General features: G+C 62.4%; 15 protein-coding genes and 1 pseudogene. 10 read left to right on the forward strand and 6 right to left on the reverse strand.

Annotated elements, in window-relative coordinates:
• Positions 1–33: 33 nt before the first annotated feature.
• A complete protein-coding gene (locus tag ATC00_RS01915; protein ID WP_064251796.1) occupies positions 34–972 on the reverse strand; it encodes a pseudouridine-5'-phosphate glycosidase in 939 nt (312 codons plus the stop codon).
• Positions 973–1,051: 79 nt separating this feature from the next.
• Entirely contained in the window at positions 1,052–1,999 is a 948-nt protein-coding gene (locus tag ATC00_RS01920; protein WP_037385992.1) for a carbohydrate kinase family protein, read from the reverse strand.
• A gap of 231 nt (positions 2,000–2,230) precedes the next feature.
• Here ATC00_RS01920 and recA point away from each other — a divergent pair, with 231 nt between their 5' ends.
• Both recA and alaS read left to right on the forward strand, forming a co-directional pair.
• Entirely contained in the window at positions 2,231–3,316 is a 1,086-nt protein-coding gene (gene recA / locus ATC00_RS01925) for a recombinase RecA (protein ID WP_037424417.1), read from the forward strand.
• A gap of 228 nt (positions 3,317–3,544) precedes the next feature.
• Positions 3,545–6,208 carry an alanine--tRNA ligase gene (gene alaS, locus ATC00_RS01930; RefSeq protein WP_064251816.1) on the forward strand — a complete coding sequence of 888 codons (2,664 nt, stop codon included), beginning with the start codon at positions 3,545–3,547 and terminating at the stop codon, positions 6,206–6,208.
• 47 nt (positions 6,209–6,255) lie between these two features.
• Here alaS and ATC00_RS01935 read toward each other — a convergent pair whose 3' ends face one another.
• Complete coding sequence (locus tag ATC00_RS01935; protein ID WP_064251817.1) at positions 6,256–7,914, reverse strand: SulP family inorganic anion transporter; 1,659 nt, start codon at positions 7,912–7,914, stop codon at positions 6,256–6,258.
• Between the two features lie 168 nt (positions 7,915–8,082).
• On the opposite strand from ATC00_RS01935, the pseudogene ATC00_RS01940 reads away from it, so the two are divergent.
• A pseudogene (locus ATC00_RS01940) lies at positions 8,083–8,929 on the forward strand (AraC family transcriptional regulator).
• Positions 8,930–9,015: 86 nt separating this feature from the next.
• Here the strand turns inward: ATC00_RS01940 and ATC00_RS01945 are convergent.
• Positions 9,016–10,230, reverse strand: a complete 1,215-nt coding sequence (locus tag ATC00_RS01945; protein WP_037385982.1) for an NADP-dependent isocitrate dehydrogenase — start codon at positions 10,228–10,230, stop codon at positions 9,016–9,018.
• A gap of 206 nt (positions 10,231–10,436) precedes the next feature.
• Here ATC00_RS01945 and ATC00_RS01950 point away from each other — a divergent pair, with 206 nt between their 5' ends.
• Together ATC00_RS01950 and murI are read left to right on the forward strand one after the other, a co-directional pair.
• Positions 10,437–11,264 carry an RNA methyltransferase gene (locus ATC00_RS01950; RefSeq protein WP_064251797.1) on the forward strand — a complete coding sequence of 276 codons (828 nt, stop codon included), beginning with the start codon at positions 10,437–10,439 and terminating at the stop codon, positions 11,262–11,264.
• A complete protein-coding gene (gene murI, locus ATC00_RS01955) occupies positions 11,251–12,054 on the forward strand; it encodes a glutamate racemase (protein WP_037385979.1) in 804 nt (267 codons plus the stop codon). Before ATC00_RS01950 ends, murI begins: the two co-directional genes overlap by 14 nt.
• Before the next feature lie 3 nt (positions 12,055–12,057).
• Here the strand turns inward: murI and ATC00_RS32745 are convergent, their stop codons facing one another.
• Positions 12,058–12,234 (reverse strand): hypothetical protein, encoded by a 177-nt coding sequence (locus ATC00_RS32745; RefSeq protein WP_153045153.1) that lies wholly within the window; start codon positions 12,232–12,234, stop codon positions 12,058–12,060.
• Between the two features lie 238 nt (positions 12,235–12,472).
• Here ATC00_RS32745 and ATC00_RS01965 point away from each other — a divergent pair, with 238 nt between their 5' ends.
• The 5 genes from ATC00_RS01965 to ATC00_RS01985 all read left to right on the forward strand — a co-directional run bounded on the left by ATC00_RS01965 (position 12,473) and on the right by ATC00_RS01985 (position 17,718).
• Complete coding sequence (locus tag ATC00_RS01965; RefSeq protein WP_064251799.1) at positions 12,473–13,987, forward strand: helicase HerA domain-containing protein; 1,515 nt, start codon at positions 12,473–12,475, stop codon at positions 13,985–13,987.
• 255 nt (positions 13,988–14,242) lie between these two features.
• Positions 14,243–14,860, forward strand: coding sequence for a 30S ribosomal protein S4 (rpsD, locus tag ATC00_RS01970; protein WP_037385974.1), 618 nt, complete (start codon positions 14,243–14,245; stop codon positions 14,858–14,860).
• Positions 14,861–14,953: 93 nt separating this feature from the next.
• Complete coding sequence (locus tag ATC00_RS01975; protein ID WP_037385973.1) at positions 14,954–15,901, forward strand: glutaminase; 948 nt, start codon at positions 14,954–14,956, stop codon at positions 15,899–15,901.
• 108 nt (positions 15,902–16,009) lie between these two features.
• Positions 16,010–16,897 carry a tRNA 2-thiocytidine(32) synthetase TtcA gene (ttcA, locus tag ATC00_RS01980; RefSeq protein WP_064251800.1) on the forward strand — a complete coding sequence of 296 codons (888 nt, stop codon included), beginning with the start codon at positions 16,010–16,012 and terminating at the stop codon, positions 16,895–16,897.
• Complete coding sequence (locus ATC00_RS01985; protein ID WP_064251801.1) at positions 16,894–17,718, forward strand: inositol monophosphatase family protein; 825 nt, start codon at positions 16,894–16,896, stop codon at positions 17,716–17,718. The genes ttcA and ATC00_RS01985 overlap by 4 nt, the downstream gene beginning before the upstream one ends.
• Before the next feature lie 63 nt (positions 17,719–17,781).
• Here ATC00_RS01985 and ATC00_RS01990 read toward each other — a convergent pair whose 3' ends face one another.
• A complete protein-coding gene (locus ATC00_RS01990; protein ID WP_052035550.1) occupies positions 17,782–19,011 on the reverse strand; it encodes a multidrug effflux MFS transporter in 1,230 nt (409 codons plus the stop codon).
• Between the last annotated feature and the right edge of the window lie 12 nt (positions 19,012–19,023).

Below are 19,023 nucleotides of genomic sequence, written 5' to 3' on the forward strand. Positions count from 1 at the left end.
CCGACGCCTGCGGGCGCCGGGCGCTGACTTCTTCTATTTCGCCTGGCTGGCCGCCAATGCGACGGAGATCTCGGCCGCCAGGCGCGCGTTGTTTTCGACCAGCGCAATATTGGTTTCGAGGCTCCGGCCCTCAGTCATATGGTAGAGATTGTCGAGCAGATAGGGGGTCACCGCCTTGCCGGTGATCTCGTCGCTCGCCGCATTGTCCAGAGCGCGCGCGATGTAGATTTCCATCTCCTCGCGCGGAATCTCGTTTTCTTCCGGGACCGGATTGGCGACCAGCAAGCCGCCGTCGATGCCGAGCAATTCGCGCATCCGCTGGAAATTGGCGATAGCTGCCGGGCTGTTCAGCATCAGCGGGCTCCTGATGCCGGAATCGCGCGACCAGAAGGCGGGGAAGGTCTCGCTGTCATAGGTGACGACCGGGACGCCCCTGGTTTCCAGCACTTCCAGCGTCTTCGGAATGTCGAGAATGGCCTTGGCGCCGGCGCAAACGACGATCACCCCGGTTCGGGCAAGCTCGTCCAGATCGGCGGAAATGTCGAAGCTCTGTTCGGCGCCGCGATGGACGCCGCCGATGCCGCCGGTCGCAAAGACGCTGATGCCGGCGCGGGCGGCCGCGATCATCGTCGCGGCGACCGTCGTAGCCCCGGTGCGGCGTTCGGCGAGGGCGAAGGCGAGGTCGGCGCGCGACAGCTTCATTGCACCCTCGGTTCTCGCAAGGGCCTCAAGCTTCGCATCATCGAGGCCGACATGAAGAACGCCGTGAATCACCGCGATCGTGGCAGGAATGGCTCCCTGGTCGCGGATGATCGCCTCGACACTGCGCGCCATCGCGAGGTTGCCCGGATAGGGCATGCCATGCGTGATGATCGTCGATTCCAGCGCCACGATGGGCGCACCGCGCGCCTTGGCGGCGGCGACTTCATCGGAATACTCAATGGGCAGGAAGGGCGAGGAGGATTTTGTCATGGTCGTTCGCTTCTGATGACGGGAGCGTGAGGCGGGCGGGAGTGGCCGTGTACTTCCGCCTGGAATTCGGCTGCGGATTTCATGACAGCATTTGGGGCTCCGGCACAAGGGTCAGCACCCGCGCAAGATTGTCCGCCGACATCTCTTCGGCGGCAGCCAACGGCGAATGAAGCGTCAGGACGGCGGCGGCGATGCCGTGCCGGAGACAACCGGCTAGACCGATGCCGTCGAGCCTGGCGGCGAGAAAGCCCGAAGCCAGCGCGTCGCCGGCACCGGTCACGTCTGCAAGGGCGGGCAGGGCAGGTGGGGTGGCCAGGCAGGCACCCTCGCGGTCGAAGGCAACTGCAGCCTTGCCGCCGCGGGTGACCACGCCGGCGGCAAGGCCCGCCGACCGCAGCAGTGACGGCCATTCCTCTACGTCGGCGGCCTCGGCGCCGGTCAGCACCCTGGCCTCCGCGTCGTTCATGAAGAGCAAGTCGAGCCCGGCCAGACTTTGGCCGTACCGGACAACCTTGGCCGGCGAAACGGCGATGCCGGCAAGGATACGGTTCGTTCCGGCTGCCGCATCGATCAGCGCCGTCAGCGTCTCTTGTGGCAGATTGGCGTCCGTGAGCACGAGATCGCTCGCCGCGAGGACTTCGCGCGTCGCACGCTGCCGCAGCCGGCGCGGCGAGAACAACGCGTATAAATCCATGTCGGCAAGGGCGATCACAAGGTTGCCGTCCCGTTCGAGGATTGCCGTGTAGCTCGGTGTCTTGCGATCGAGAAAGATGAACGGGCAATCGATAACGCCGGCGGCGGCGGCCGCGGCTGCAACCAGGTCACCGGCCGGATCGCCGCCGCGCGGGCTGATCATCCGCACCCGATGACCCAGACGCGCGAGATTCCGGGCAGCGTTGAAACCGCCGCCTCCCGCCTCCTCGAACCAGGTTCCGGGATTGCTCGCTCCAGGCACCGTCGTGCCGCTGATACGGCCGCGCCGGTCGATATGGGCGCCGCCCAGAACGGTGATTTCCCGCTTCGTCATTCGAACACCTCTATCGGCGAATCGGCGCCATGGAGAGAAGCCGCACCGAGTTGCCGCGCAACCTGTGGAAATGAGGTACAATATCCCGTGAACAGGAATCGAACACTCAGGAGATATCTACTTTAATTCAAGAGTTTGAAGGAGCATTGCCAAAGTGGAACAAAACATGTACAAAATCTCCTGCGGCGGCTTCATTGCCTCGATAGCTCCAATAACCTAAAGGTGGACCCAATGGCACAAAACTCTTTGCGGCTCGTAGAGGACAAATCGGTGGACAAAAGCAAGGCACTTGAAGCGGCTCTTTCCCAGATCGAACGTTCGTTCGGCAAGGGATCGATCATGAAGCTCGGATCGAAGGACAGCGTCGTCGAGATCGAAACCGTCTCGACCGGGTCGCTCGGCCTCGATATTGCGCTCGGCATCGGTGGCCTGCCGAAAGGCCGCATCATCGAGATTTACGGACCGGAAAGCTCGGGCAAGACGACCTTGGCGCTGCAGACAGTCGCCGAGGCGCAGAAGAAGGGCGGCATCTGCGCCTTCGTCGACGCCGAACACGCGCTTGATCCGGTCTATGCACGCAAGCTCGGCGTCGACCTGGAAAACCTCCTGATCTCGCAGCCCGACACGGGCGAGCAGGCGCTCGAAATCACCGACACCCTGGTTCGCTCCGGCGCGATCGACGTGCTTGTCGTCGACTCGGTGGCCGCGCTTGTGCCGCGTGCCGAAATCGAAGGCGAGATGGGCGACAGTCTGCCGGGCATGCAGGCCCGCCTGATGAGCCAGGCGCTGCGCAAGCTGACCGCATCGATCTCCAAGTCCAACTGCATGGTGATCTTCATCAACCAGATCCGCATGAAGATCGGCGTGATGTTCGGCTCGCCGGAAACGACGACGGGCGGCAACGCACTGAAGTTCTACGCATCGGTCCGCCTCGACATCCGCCGTATCGGCTCGGTCAAGGAGCGCGAGGAGGTCGTCGGCAACCAGACCCGCGTTAAGGTGGTTAAGAACAAGATGGCGCCGCCCTTCAAGCAGGTTGAGTTCGACATCATGTATGGCGAAGGCGTTTCCAAGACCGGCGAACTGATCGACCTCGGCGTCAAGGCCGGGATTGTCGAGAAATCGGGCGCGTGGTTCTCCTACAACAGTCAACGTCTCGGCCAGGGCCGCGAGAACGCCAAGCTGTTCCTGCGCGACAATCCGGATCTTGCTCGCGAGATCGAGATGGCTTTGCGGCAGAACGCCGGGCTGATTGCCGACCGGTTCCTGGAGAATGGCGGGCCGGAGAGCGAAGGCGACGAAGCCGCCGACATGTAAGAGCCAGACGTTTCAGTTTGGATGCCCATCAACCGGCCATCGATCAGATCGGCCGGTTTTTGCTGCCGTCTGGACAGCATGATATGCGGAAGATAAAAGCCTGTGGTTCCGGTGACGGCGTCATCGGCGAGGCGGCTATGCGTGATAGACGCGGGGTTGAAGGAAAACGGCGCAAGGCGCGAAAAAACGCGTGGGTTGCAGCCGGCATGTGCACAGATAGGACGCAAGATGAGCGGCGTGAATGAAATCCGGTCGATGTTTCTCGACTATTTCCGCAAGAACGGTCACGAAATCGTGCCGTCCAGCCCTCTGGTGCCGCGCAACGACCCGACCTTGATGTTCACCAATGCTGGCATGGTGCAGTTCAAGAACGTCTTCACCGGCCTCGAGCAGCGCCCCTATTCGACCGCGGCGACGGCGCAGAAATGCGTGCGTGCCGGCGGCAAGCACAACGACCTCGACAATGTCGGCTATACGGCCCGGCACCATACCTTCTTCGAGATGCTCGGCAACTTTTCCTTCGGCGATTACTTCAAGGAACGTGCGATCGAGCTTGCCTGGAACCTGATCACCAAGGAATACGGCCTCGACTCCAAGCGCCTGCTCGTCACCGTCTATCACACCGATGATGAAGCCTTCGGCCTCTGGAAAAAGATCGCCGGCCTCAGCGACGACCGCATCATCCGTATCCCGACCAGCGACAACTTCTGGGCGATGGGCGATACCGGCCCCTGCGGTCCGTGCTCTGAAATCTTCTACGATCACGGCGAGCAGATCTGGGGTGGCCCTCCCGGCTCGGCCGAGGAAGACGGCGACCGCTTCATCGAGATCTGGAACCTCGTCTTCATGCAATACGAGCAGATCACCAAGGAAGAGCGGATCAACCTGCCGCGGCCGTCGATCGACACCGGCATGGGTCTGGAGCGCGTCGCCGCCGTGCTGCAGGGTCAGCACGACAATTATGATATCGATCTGTTCCGCGCGCTGATCGCGGCCTCCGAGGAGGCGACCGGTGTCAAGGCGGAGGGTGACCGCCGCGCGAGCCACCGCGTTATCGCCGACCACCTGCGGTCCTCCGCCTTCCTGATCGCCGATGGCGTGCTGCCCTCGAACGAGGGACGCGGCTATGTGCTGCGCCGCATCATGCGCCGCGCCATGCGTCATGCGCAGCTTCTTGGCGCGCAGGAGCCGCTGATGTGGAAGCTCCTGCCGGCGCTCGTCGGCCAGATGGGTCGCGCCTATCCGGAACTGGTGCGCGCCGAAGCGCTGATCTCCGAAACGTTGAAGCTCGAGGAAACCCGCTTCCGCAAGACGCTGGAGCGCGGCTTGGGCCTTCTGGCGGACGCTTCGGTGGGCCTTTCCGAAGGCGACCAGTTTGACGGCGAAACGGCCTTCAAGCTCTACGATACCTACGGCTTCCCGCTCGACCTGACGCAGGACGCGCTGCGTGCCAAGGGGATCACCGTCGATACGGATGCGTTTTCGGTGGCCATGGCGCGGCAGAAGGCGGAAGCCCGGGCCAACTGGGCCGGTTCCGGCGAAGCGGCCACCGAGACGATCTGGTTTGAACTCAAGGAAAAACACGGCGCCACCGATTTTCTCGGCTACGATACGGAATCGGCCGAGGGGGTGATCCAGGCGATCGTTCGCGACGGCGCCGTCGTCGAGTCCGCCACCAAGGGCGAGAGCGTCCAGCTAATTCTGAACCAGACACCCTTCTACGGAGAATCCGGCGGCCAGATGGGCGATACGGGCGTCATCGTCACCGAGACTGGGAAGGTCACAGTCACAGATACGCAGAAGCGCGGCGAAGGGCTGTTCGTCCATTACGGAACCGTCTCGGAAGGCGTCATGAAGACGGGCGAGGCGGCCGCGCTCACCGTCGATCATGCCCGCCGTTCGCGACTGCGCGCCAACCATTCGGCGACCCATCTGCTGCACGAGGCGCTGCGCGAGGTGCTTGGTACCCATGTGGCGCAGAAGGGCTCGCTCGTCGCGCCCGAGCGGCTGCGTTTCGACGTATCGCATCCGAAGCCGATGTCGGCGGAGGAACTGAAGGTCGTCGAGGAGATGGCGAACGAAATCATCGTCCAGAACACGCCCGTCACGACACGGCTGATGAGCGTGGACGATGCGATTGCCGAGGGCGCCATGGCGCTTTTTGGCGAAAAATACGGCGACGAGGTGCGCGTCGTGTCGATGGGTCAGGGGATTCGCGGTTCGAAGTCCAACCGGCCCTATTCAGTCGAACTCTGCGGCGGCACGCATGTCTCCGCGACCGGCGACATCGGCCTTGTGCGCGTCGTCTCGGAAAGTGCTGTCGGCGCCGGCGTGCGCCGCATCGAGGCGCTGACCGGCGAAGCCGCGCGAGCCTACCTCAACGAACAGGATGAGCGCGTCAAGACATTGGCATCGGCCCTGAAGGTCCAACCCGCCGATGTCCTCGGGCGGGTAGAGGCGCTTCTTGACGAGCGGCGCAAGCTTGAACGCGAACTCACCGAGGCGAAGAAGAAGCTCGCGCTCGTCGGCGGTGGCCAGAACGGCTCGGGCGACGCGGCCCGCGAGATCGGCGGCGTCCGGTTCCTCGGCAAGGTGGTTTCCGGCGTAGAGCCGAAGGACCTCAAGAGCCTTGCCGACGACGGCAAGAAGACGCTCGGATCCGGCGTCGTCGCTTTCGTCGGCGTGTCCGGTGATGGCAAGGCCAGTGCGGTGGTCGCCGTGACCGACGATCTCACGTCGAAGGTCAACGCCGTTGATCTGGTGCGTGTTGCCTCGGCCGCGCTCGGTGGCAAGGGCGGCGGCGGACGGCCCGACATGGCCCAGGCGGGCGGTCCGGACGGCGGGCGCGCTGCCGAAGCGATCGAGGCGGTCGCCATCGCGTTGGCTGGTTGAATGGCTTTGTCTTGAAGGACGAGAAAAGGGCGCTGCGGCGCCCTTTTTCATGCGCTCTTTTCGCTGCGGATGGTCTCGAGCGCCGCCGGGATCGAGCCGCGCATCAAGACACGCGGTGGACGCACGTGGTGTTGATAGAGGGCGCGGCGAACCTGCGTATTGGCACCGACGATGATGAAGCGCACGCCGATCCTCTCTGCCTTGCGCAACGTGCCTTCGATGATGTTGGCGGCGGTCGAATCCATGAAAGGGACTTCCGAGCAGTCGAGAATGAAGTTTCGGCGCTGGTCGGCGATCCGATCGAGCACCGCGGCAACGGTGGCTGCCGAGCCGAAGAAGAAGATGCCTGCGATCCGATAGATCACCGTTTCCGGATCATCGCCGATGACCGGGTGCTCTTCGTCGCTGTTCCCCGCTTGCAGCATCTCCAGCGGCTTCATTTCACCGACCGAGATGCTTTTCGCCATTCGATTGATGAACAGGATGGCGCCGAGCGCGACGCCGATCACGATCCCTTCTGTCAGTTCGCGAAAGACTACGACGAAAAAGGTTGCGAGCAGCACGACGGCATCACCGTAGGACGACCGCAAGAGCGCCATGAAAGCCGGCTTTTCGATCATGTTCCAGGCGACGACCGCAAGCACGCCGGCGAGGGAAGCGAGCGGGATATAGCTTGCGAGCGGTGCGGCAAGCAGCATGAAGAGCAGCAGAAAGACTGAATGCAGCATGCCGGAAACGGGGCTTGTGCCTCCGGCGCGAACATTGGTTGCCGTGCGGGCAATGGTCCCGGTGACGCAGATGCCGCCGAAGAGCGCCGAACACAGATTGGCTACCCCCTGGGCAATTAACTCCATGCTGGACCGATGTCTGCGTCCCGTCATGCCATCAGCGACCACGGCCGAAAGCAGTGACTCGATCGCGCCGAGAAGAGCCAACGAGACCGCATCCGGGAACACCGCAACGGCTTTTTCAAGTGAGAATGGCGGCAAGGTCGGAAGCGGCAGTCCCCGCGGAATACCGCCGAAGCGAGTGCCGATCGTGTCCGTCGGCAGGTGCAGGACGGCGACGACGACCGATGCGGCGCCGACGGCGATCAGCATTCCGGGCCAATGCGGCCGCAACCGGCGCAGCGCGAGAATGATGCCGACGGTCATGGTGGCGGTCAGCACCGCGGCCCGATTGACCGTATCGGCGGACCGGCCGAGTGCCACGATCTTTTCAACAATCGGCCCCGGTTCGCCGCCTGGTAATGTCAGCCCGAAAAGATCGCGCAGCTGGCTGGCAAAGATGATCACAGCAATCCCGGCCGTGAAGCCGACCGTGACGGGGTAGGGGATGAACTTGATGTACTGTCCGAGGCGCAAGTAGCCGGCCGCAACGAGCATGAGGCCGGCCGTCGCCGTCGCAAGCAACAGGCCGTCGATACCATGCCTGGCGCCGGTCGCAGCGACGAGAACGATGAAGGCACCGGCTGGACCGCCAATCTGGACCCGGCTGCCGCCGAGGAGCGAAACGAGAAATCCGCCGACAATTGCGGTGTAGAGGCCGCGGTCGGGGGTTACGCCGGAGGCGATGGCAATGGCCATCGAAAGCGGCAGGGCGACGATGGCGACGGTCAGGCCGGCCAAAGCGTCCGCTTTCAGCCTGGCGCTGCCGTATCCCTCGGCGAACACGCTCAGAGTTTTCGGGATAAGAGAATCGGACATCGGCGAACTTTCGAGATCCGCCACGTTGGCTGGATCGTACGTGCCGGCATTCTCAGCCTATCTGAGTCGCCATGCCGCACAAGCTGAGCGGGCAGCATTCAGGTCCGCAGGATTTGTCAAATCGATACGTGGTTTGAACGTGGTCGAGCGAAGCGCGAAAGGTTCGATATGACGGGCGGTGCTTGGGCGACATATGAGAAGCGGCTTCACCGCGTCTCGGCCTATATCTACGGGCATCTCGATGAGGAACTGGATCTCGATCGGCTGTCGGAGATCGCCTGTCTTTCGCCGCACCATTGGCACCGCATCTACAGGGCGGTGCATGGCGAAACCTTGGCGGCCACCGTCAAGCGATTGCGGCTGCAGCGGGCGGCGGCAGAACTCGTCCAGACCGGTCTTTCCGTCGAAGCGATTGCGCGACGCTCGGGCTACCCGAATGTTCAGTCCTTCAACCGCACCTTCAAGGCCGCCTATGACCTTCCGCCGGCGCGCTACAGGAAGGAGGGGAGCCACAAGGCCTTTGAAACCGCTTCCATGGAAGGAAATGCTGTCATGTACGATGTTGACTTGAGGACCATAGAGCCTCTGTTCCTGGCCGGTGTCGCCCATTCCGGTTCCTATATGGGTATCGGGGAGGCCTTCGAAACGCTTTACGCCACCCTATTCGAGCGGAACCTGTTCCGGCCGGACATGGAGATGATCGGAATCTACCTGGATGACGCGGAACTGGTGAAAACGGACAAGCTCCGATCCTTCGCCTGCGTAACGGTAAACGGTCAGCAGGCGGCCGAGGCGCCGCTTACGCGCAAAGGATCGACGGCGGGCACTATGCCGTGCTGCGGCACAGGGGGCCCTATGCCGACATGCCGAGGGCCTATCAATGGCTTATGGGACCTGGCTGCCGAATTCCGGCCGTGAAATCCGCGACAGCATCATGTTCGAGAAGTATCTGAACAACCCGCGCGAAGTGGCCCCGACCGAGCTGCTCACGGAAATCTATCTGCCGCTCAAGTGATGCGGCCTCGTTTCATTTCGACGCTTCAAATACGAAACCCGGCACAAGGCCGGGTTTCGCAGTTGGGGGGCTGTTGGGCTGACCGCTTAAGCGGTCATTGCCTTCTTGAGGTTCTCGTCGATCTTGTCGAGGAAGCCGGTGGTCGAGAGCCACGGCTGGTCGGGACCGATCAGCAGCGCCAGGTCCTTGGTCATGAAGCCGGCTTCGACCGTTTCGACGCAGACGCGTTCCAGCGTCTCGGAGAACTTGGCGAGCTCGGCATTGCCGTCGAGCTTGGCGCGGTGGGCAAGGCCGCGGGTCCAGGCGAAGATCGAGGCGATCGAGTTGGTCGAGGTTTCCTCGCCCTTCTGGTGCTGGCGGTAGTGGCGGGTTACCGTGCCGTGTGCGGCTTCGGCTTCGACCGTCTTGCCGTCCGGCGTCATCAGCACCGAGGTCATCAGGCCGAGCGAGCCGAAGCCCTGAGCGACGATGTCCGACTGCACGTCGCCGTCATAATTCTTGCAGGCCCAGACGTAGCCGCCGGACCACTTGAGCGCCGAGGCGACCATGTCGTCGATCAGGCGGTGTTCGTACCAGAGCTTGGCGGCCTTGAACTCTTCGGCGAATTCCTCGTCGAACACCTTCTGGAAGATGTCCTTGAAGCGGCCGTCATAGACCTTGAGGATAGTGTTCTTTGTCGAGAGGTAGACCGGAACCTTGCGCTGCAAGCCGTAGTTGAACGAGGCGCGGGCGAATTCGGTGATCGAATCGTCGAGGTTGTACATGCCCATGGCAACGCCGGCCGACGGTGCGTCGAAGACGTCGTATTCGATTTCCTTGCCGTCTTCGCCGACGAACTTCATCGTCAGCTTGCCTTTGCCCGGGAACTTGAAATCGGTGGCGCGGTACTGGTCGCCGAAGGCGTGGCGACCGACGATGATCGGCTTGGTCCAGCCGGGTACGAGGCGCGGCACGTTCTTGCAGATGATCGGCTCGCGGAAGATGACGCCGCCGAGGATGTTGCGGATCGTGCCGTTCGGCGACTTCCACATTTTCCTCAGATTGAATTCCTCGACGCGTGCTTCATCCGGCGTGATCGTCGCGCATTTGACGCCGACGCCGTGCTTCTTGATGGCGTTCGCGGCATCGATCGTCACCTGGTCTTCGGTCGCATCGCGGTTCTCGACGCTGAGATCGTAATATTCGAGATCAAGATCGAGATAGGGGTGGATCAGCTTGTCCTTGATGAACTGCCAGATGATGCGGGTCATCTCATCGCCGTCGAGCTCAACGACCGGATTGGCGACCTTGATCTTTGCCATGAATATGCCTCGTGCTTTCTGAGACGCCGTGGCCGACGCCCCTGCGGTGGAAAAATCCACAGCCCTATAGCACTGTGGACCGGCAAGGCAAAGCATAGTTGGCCGAAACTTTGGGTGCAGCAGGGGCGTCGCCAACTTTGGTGTTCCGGCTTTAATTTCGACGGTTTTTGTGCGAGGGAAGCGGCGAATAGAGTCAAGGGATCATAATGGCAGGCACTAACAGCGAGCGCGAACTTTTGACGGAGGGTCCGGCGATCATTCTCGCTTATCCGCAGCTGGGTGAGAACATCGGCATGGTTGCTCGCGCCATGGCGAATTTCGGCCTGTCGGAACTGCGGATCGTCAATCCGCGCGATGGCTGGCCGAATGAAAAGGCGCGTTCGGCCGCCAGCCGCGCCGATCATGTCATCGACGGGGCCAAACTCTATAACACGCTCGAGGAGGCGATCGCCGACCTCAACTTCGTCTACGCCACCACAGCCCGCGATCGGGATGGCTACAAGCCCGTCCGCTCGCCGATCGTTGCTGCCCGTTCGCTCCGCGAGCGCTTCAAGACCGGAGAGGCGGTCGGCATCATATTCGGCCGCGAGCGCACGGGGCTGACCAATGAGGAAGTGGCGCTCGCAGACGAGATCGTAACCTTCCCGGTCAATCCCGCTTTCGCCTCGCTCAATCTTGCCCAAGCCGTACTGTTGATGTCCTATGAGTGGATGAAGACCGGCATGGAGTCCGAGGACGAGACTTCGTTCCAGGCGATCGAGCAGCGGCCGGCCACGAAGGAACATCTTCAGGGGCTGTTCGACCATCTCGAGGGGGCGCTCGAGGCACGCAACTATTTTCGCTCCGCCGATAAAAAGCCGAAATTGGTGGAAAATCTCCGCGCTGTTCTGACAAGGCCATCCTTCAGCGAGTCCGAAATCCAGGTGCTGCGCGGCGTCATCTCATCGCTCGACCGGTTCACGCGCGAAAACCCGCGTGGCTCGGGCGCGCCGGCCGGCAGCAGGAAAGTGCAAGGCGACGGTGACGACGACTGAGCTGAAACCCATCCTCGTCTTCGATAGCGGCATCGGCGGTCTGACGGTGCTGCGCGAGGCGCGCGTGCTAATGCCGGAGCGGCACTTCATCTATGTCGCCGACGATGCCGGCTTTCCCTATGGCGGCTGGGAGGAGGGGGCGCTAAAGGAGCGGGTGATCGCGCTCTTCGGCGACTTGCTCAGAGAGCACGATCCGGAAATCTGCATCATAGCCTGCAATACGGCCTTCACACTGGTCGGAGCGGATTTGCGTGGCGCCTATCCGCAAATGACCTTCGTCGGCACGGTACCGGCAATCAAGCCGGCGGCCGAACGGACACGTTCAGGTCTCGTCTCTGTTCTGGCAACGCCCGGTACGGTGAAACGCGCCTATACGCGTGATCTCATCCAGTCCTTCGCCTCGCAGTGTCACGTGCGTCTCGTCGGCTCGGAGAAGCTGGCACGCATGGCGGAAGCCTATATCCGCGGCGATAAGCTGGAGGACGAGGCCGTGCTGGCGGAGATCGCCCCCTGCTTTGTCGAGATGGACGGCCGGAAGACCGACATCGTCGTGCTCGCCTGCACGCATTATCCGTTCATGGCGAACGTCTTCCGGCGGCTGGCGCCCTGGCCGGTCGATTGGCTGGATCCAGCCGAGGCAATCGCGCGGCGGGCGCGTTCGCTCGTGCCGTTGCCGAACGGTTTCGCACCGTTGAACGGCGAGGATCCGGCGATCTTCACCTCCGGCACGCCGAATTTCGCAACGCGACGGTTGATGCAAGGGTTTGGGCTCACCGTGCATTCCGCATGAGCGTCAGAACGCTGTCGGCAGGATGAAAGCGGCGACTGCAAGGACGATAGCGATCGCAAGGGCGAGGCTGATCCAGGAGCGCCGCGCTTCCGCCCGCGAAATGACGCAGTAAGGGCGCTTGCCCGCCTCGCGCAATTGCCTGTCGAACTGAAAGTGGTTCTCGGTTTCGTACTGGGACATCAGCTTCTTCACATCCTATCTGGGCCCTGTCATCAGGCGACCCTCATTTGACATAGGAGCGAATCTATCCGCTTTCAACTTTTGCGCGCTTTTTTCAACGAAGCAATTTCTGCTAACTCCCTAGCGTATTCCTGTGAGTTGTCTGAATGGCTGTCCTGACCGGGGCCAAAACCGTGCTAGGTGTCGCTGGTTTGACGATCCCGGCGGATCGCGAATCAATCCGTGCGAAGAGGTGGGAATGAAAGTCGGCATCGACATGGGAACGACGTCCGAAGGGACCTCGGCCTCGCTCGATATCGAAGAGCTTCTGGCGACGCGTCTCCTAGTGCAGGGCAATTCCGGCTCCGGTAAGTCGCACCTGTTGCGCCGCTTGCTCGAGCAGTCCGCGACCTGGGTGCAGCAGTGCATCATCGATCCGGAAGGCGATTTCGTGACCCTTGCCGACAAGTTCGGCCATGTGGTGGTCGAGGGTGAGCGTACGGATGCGGAATTGATCGGCATCGCCACGCGCATCCGCCAGCATCGCGTCTCCTGCGTCCTTTCGCTTGAAGGACTCGACATCGAGCAGCAGATGCGCAGCGCCGGCGTGTTCCTGAATGCGATGTTCGATGCGGATCGCGAATATTGGTATCCGGTTCTGGTCGTCGTCGACGAGGCGCAGATGTTCGCGCCTTCCGTCGGTGGCGACGTGACGGAAGAGGCGCGCAAGGTGTCGCTCGGGGCGATGACCAACCTGATGTGCCGCGGCCGCAAACGCGGGCTGGCCGGGGTCATCGCCACGCAGCGCCTAGCGAAGCTTGCCAAGAATGTCGCGGCGGAAGCGTCGAACTTCCTGATGGGGCGCACCTTCCTCGATATCGATATGCAGCGCGCCGCCGATTTGCTCGGCATGGACCGGCGCACCGCCGAAATGTTCCGCGACCTGAAGCGCGGCTCCTTCGTGGCGCTCGGCCCGGCCCTTTCCCGTCGACCGCTGAAGGTCACCATCGGAGCGGTCGAGACTTCGGCGCGCTCGACGAGCCCGAAGCTGATGCCGCTGCCGGAGGCGCCGCAGGACGTCGAGGAGCTGATCTTCACGCCCGATCCGGAAGAATTGAGCCGGCCGATCGTTCGCCGCGCAGCGCCGCAGCCGCGTCCGGCAAGCGATATTCTCGCGGAATTGTCGCGGCCGCGGCCGGAACCTGGGACACCGGTCGAATCGAAACCCGCCCAGCCGGAACTCTCCGTCGAGGAGCGGGAGGCGTTGCTCGATGGCGTGTTCGGCGAGATTCTTGCAAACCCGGAAGCGGCATTCCGGCCAGACGCCGAGCTGTACCAGGATTTCCTTGTTCGCTGCCGGATTCGCCGCGTGCCCGGGTCTGCGCCGTCACTTAGTGCTTTTCGTCGCAAGATGGCCGTGGCGCGGTCTGGAGTCGATGCCGAAACGGCGGCGACCGAAAGCTGGGCATCGGCTCTCCGGCTCGCCGATCGGGTGACGGAGGACCTGCAGGGCGTGTTCCTGATGATGGCGCAGGCGGCGGTGCGTGGCTCGCCATGCCCTTCTGACGCGATGATCGCGCGCGCTTACGGCACGCATTCCGCCCGGCGGGCGCGACGGTTGCTGGGCTATTTTGAAGAGCAGGGGCTGATCGTCGTGCATGCGGATTTTGCTGGCAAACGAATCGTCGCTTTCCCTGACCTCGGCAAAGAGACCCGTCCGGGTGATGCGAATGCGCCGGATGCCGGCATGTCGGAGCGCGCGGCCGCGGAGTGATTTTTCTCGGAAGGGGATTGGCGGAAATCCCTGCGTTTCTTGCGTAAATCCGTTTGACAATTCCCCGCCCAGTGCGTAAAGACCCGCCCAACGCCGGGCAGCGATGCCCGGTGTTTCATTTGACATGTCCCGTGGTTTCTCCGGCAGCGTGATCGTGAGAAGCCTGTCAGAACTCCCAAAATGAGTTCAGAGGAGGGCGTGTTTCCTTGATCCGGCTTGGCAACAAACCGGTGTAACCGATTGAAAGGAAATGCGATGAGCAAGCGCGAATCGTCCAAGTACAAAATTGACCGCCGGATGGGCGAAAACATCTGGGGCCGTCCGAAGTCCCCGGTCAACCGTCGTGAATACGGCCCGGGTCAGCATGGCCAGCGCCGCAAGTCCAAGCTCTCTGACTTCGGCGTGCAGCTGCGCGCCAAGCAGAAGCTGAAGGGCTACTACGGCGACATCCGCGAAAAGCAGTTCCGCGCGATCTTCGCAGAAGCTTCCCGCCGCAAGGGCGACACCCCGGAAAACCTGATCGGCCTGCTCGAGTCGCGCCTCGACGCGATCGTCTACCGCGCCAAGTTCGTTCCGACCGTCTTTGCCGCCCGCCAGTTCGTCAACCACGGCCACGTCAAGGTCAACGGCGTTCGCGTCAACATCGGTTCCTACCGTTGCAAGCCGGGCGACGTCATCGAAGTCAAGGACAAGTCGAAGCAGCTGGTTTCGGTCCTCGAATCGGTCCAACTCGCTGAGCGCGACGTTCCGGACTATATCGAAGCCGATCACAACAAGATGGTCGCGACCTTCGTCCGCGTTCCGGCTCTGACCGACGTTCCCTATCCGGTCGTCATGGAGCCGCACCTGGTCGTCGAATTCTATTCGCGTTAATCCGGGCTCGGCCTCGTGAATTCGAAAACCGCCCGGAGACGGGCGGTTTTTTTGTAGAAATTTGCCGGAGCGACCCAGATCGAGGAGTGCCGCATGCCGGAGCAGAAAGCGCCTCAGGATCTGCAACAGATCCTTGACGACATCTATCGCGAGCTGACGCCGCGGCTGGGCGAAGGCAAGGTTGCCGACTATATTCCCCAGCTTGCCCGCATAAATCCCCAGCATTTCGGCATGGCGATCGTCACGACGGACGGCGAGGTGCATCGGGTCGGCGATGCGGAAGTACCGTTCTCGATCCAGAGCATTTCGAAGGTCTTCACGCTGACGCTGGCGCTCGGCAAGCATGGCGAAAATATCTGGCATCGTGTCGGGCGCGAACCGTCGGGGTCGGCCTTCAACTCGATCGTGCAGCTGGAGCATGAGGGCGGAAAACCGCGCAACCCCTTCATCAATGCGGGGGCGATCACGATCAGCGACCTCATTCTCGCCGGCCACACGCCGAGGGAGCTGATCGGCGAGATCGTGCGCTTCGTCCGTTACTTGGCCGACGACGAGAATATCGTCATCGACCACGAGGTGGCCCGTTCCGAGACGGCCACCGGCTTCCGCAATTTCGCCCTTGCCAGTTTCATGCGGTCCTTCGGACGGCTCGATCACCCGGTCGAGCATGTGCTCGGCGTCTATTTCCATCACTGCGCGCTCGCCATGACCTGCAGTCAGCTTGCCAAGGCGGGCCTGTTTCTGGCGGCGGGCGGCACCAACCCGTTGACCGGCCATTCCGTCGTATCGCGCCTGCGGGCCCGGCGCATCAATGCGCTGATGCTCACCTGCGGCCATTACGACGGATCCGGTGACTTTGCCTATCGCGTCGGTCTGCCCGGCAAGAGCGGCGTCGGCGGCGGCATCATGGCGGTTGCGCCCGGCAAAGCCTCGATTGCGGTCTGGTCGCCAGGCCTCAACGAGAACGGCAATTCGCTTTTGGGCTCGCTGGCGCTCGAGATGCTCGCGGCCCGTACCGGCTGGTCGGTATTTGGGTCGTGACGAAGGAGCGGTTTCCCGTTTTTCCTTGATCTTCCCGACTGGACGGGGCAAGTGCTGGTGGAGACCGTTGGGCGCTGCATTGCGCCCGCAGATTCCGAGATTGCCCCCATGGAATTCTCACTATCGTCCGAGCGCGAGATAATGGACGCTGCTCCCAATGCGGAAGATGCCGTAGACACCGGTGCTCATCCGCTGTTCGCGCGGATGCCGACTTCCGTCTCTTTCAACAAGCTGAGGAAGCGCTTGCTGCGCCAGGTGCGTCAGGCTTTCGACGATTTCGGCATGCTCAAAGGGTCGAGGCGTTGGCTTGTCGGCGTTTCCGGCGGCAAGGACAGCTACAGCTTGCTGGCGCTGCTGATGGATCTGCAGTGGCGGGGGCTTCTGCCGGTCGAGCTCATCGCCTGCAATCTCGACCAGGGCCAGCCGAACTTTCCGAAACACATCCTGCCGGACTATCTCGCCTCAATCGGCGTGAGGCACCGGATCGAATATCGCGATACCTATTCGATCGTGAAGGAGAAGGTGCCGACGGGCGCGACCTATTGTTCGCTCTGTTCCAGGCTGAGACGCGGCAATCTCTATCGCGTCGCGCGGGAAGAAGGATGCGACGCCTTGGTGCTCGGGCACCATCGCGAGGACATTCTCGAAACCTTCTTCATGAACCTCTTCCATGGCGGACGGCTGGCGTCGATGCCGGCGAAGCTTCTCAATGACGAGGGCGATTTGACGGTCTTGCGGCCGCTTGCCTATGCGGCAGAGGACGATCTCTCGAAATTCGCCGCGGCGATGGAATTCCCGATCATCCCGTGCGATCTCTGCGGCTCGCAGGACGGTCTCGAGCGTAATGCCATGAAGGCGATGCTTGCCGACATCGAGCGGCGCATGCCTGGCCGCAAAGACACGATGCTGCGCGCCCTCGGCCATGTGAACCCGTCGCACCTGCTCGATCCGAAGCTTTTCGATTTCCAGTCCCTTTCTCCGGAGCCCAAAGAATGAGCCAGCCCGTCGATATCGCCGCCCTTGCCAATCTTCTGCAGGAGGCGGCGGTCAAGGAAATCCTGCCTCGCTTCCGGAATCTAGAATCGGGCGATGTGCGGACGAAGTCCGAGGCGATCGATCTGGTGACGGAGGGCGACGAGGCCGCCGAGAGGCTGATCAAGGCGAAGATCGATACGATCGCGCCGGGCGCAGTCTTCATCGGCGAGGAGTCGGTCGCGGCCGACCCCGCTCTCCTCGACAAGCTGGCGGATGCCGATCTTGCCATCGTCGTGGATCCGATCGACGGCACCTTCAACTTCGCCGCCGGCCTGCCGCTCTTCGGGGTGATGGCGAGCGTCGTCGCCAACGGCGAGACCGTTGCGGGCATCATCTACGATCCGCTCGGCAATGATTGGGTGATTGCCGAGAAAGGTTCCGGCGCCTGGATGTGCCGCCCGAACGGGTCGCAGGAGAGACTGTCGGTCACCGCCGGCGTGCCGCTTGGCAGCATGGTCGGCGGCGCTTCGACGGCATTCTACCAGGAAGCTGACCGCCGGGTCGTCATGGGCAATTTGGCCAAGGTGAGGATCGCCACGAGCTATCGCTGCGCCGCGCATGAGTATCGCATCTTCGCAGCCGGCCATCTGCACTTCCTGATGTACCAGAAGCTCATGCCGTGGGATCACCTCGCAGGCACGCTGATCGCTGAAGAGGCCGGCGCCTATGCGGCCCGCTTCGATGGATCGCGTTATCTGCCGGCCCACACCAATGGCGGGCTGCTTCTCGCCACCGACAAGGAAAGCTGGGAGGCGCTGCGCCGCGAGGTTTTCACCGTTTGATCAAGGACGCTACAGACGTCACAATAGAGAAAGCCCGCCCGGATCGCCGAGCGGGCTTTGTTGTTACATATGTCCGCCACCGTGATCGCCACCTGCGGCCTGGTCGCCCGGATGCGTGAAGAGTTTTCCTTTTTCCGCCCAGAGCGTAGCGGCAATGGTCAGAATTCCGAAAAGCGCGAAGCCGCCGAACAAGGGCTGCAGCGTTCCGTTGAAAAGTTGGCCGACGGCGCTGCCGATGAGGGCGCCGGCGGTCGTCGAGATGAAGCCGGTAATTGCCGTTGCCGTGCCGGCGAGATGTCCCATCGGCTCGAGGCTGATGGCGGTGAAGTTGGTGGCGATCACGGCAAAAAACATCAGCAGCACGGAGAACATCACGTAGCTGACGACGAAGGCCGGCGTGCCGGCCAGCGACAGCGCGTAACCCGCGGCTGCAAGCAGCGTGAACAGGATCAGCGCGGCATGCGAGATGCGGCGCATGCCGAAGCTGCGGACGAAGAAGCCATTGGCAAAGTTCGCGACCGCGATGCCGCCGGCCGTTCCGGCAAAGGCGATCGGCAGCCAGTCGGCGAGACCGTAAATTTCGCCGAAGACCTGCTGCACGCTGACGATGTAGGCGCAGATGACCGCCGTGAACAGCGTCAGGCCGATCATGTAACCGCAGGTGATCCGGTTCGTCAGGACCGTGCGGAAGCCTGAAAGGATTGCGCCGACGGAGAGCGGCAGGCGCTCCTCGGCCGGGAGCGACTCCGACATGCGTGTCAGTGCCAAAAGGAAAAGAACGAGGCCGATCACGCCGATCAGAATGAAGATCCAGTGCCAATCGGCATAGACGATGACCACCTGTCCGAGCGACGGAGCGACGATCGGCACGATCATGAAGACGATCATCACATAGGACATGACGCGCGCCATCTCGCGACCGCCGAAGCAGTCGCGGACGACCGCCATGGTGGTGATGCGCACCGCCGCGGCGCCGATGCCCTGGATGAAGCGCAGCACGAGTAGCGCTTCGAAGCTTGTCGCCTGCGAGGCGGCAAAGCTCGAGACGGTGAAGAAGGCCAAGCCGCCGAGCAGCACCACACGGCGGCCGAAGGCATCCGAAAGGCTGCCGAAGAAAATCTGCGAAAAACCGAATCCAAGGAAAAAGATGCCGATGACGAGCTGCGCGTCGTTGGCATTGGCAACGTCGAAGGACTGACCGATGCTGGAAAGCGCCGGCAGCATGCTGTCGATTGCGAGCGCCACGCTTGCCGTCATCACGGCAATCGTCACGATGAATTCGACCAGGCCCATGCCGATACGAGC

The sequence above is a fragment of the Sinorhizobium americanum genome (genome assembly GCF_001651855.1).
Taxonomy (GTDB): Bacteria; Pseudomonadota; Alphaproteobacteria; order Rhizobiales; family Rhizobiaceae; genus Sinorhizobium; species Sinorhizobium americanum.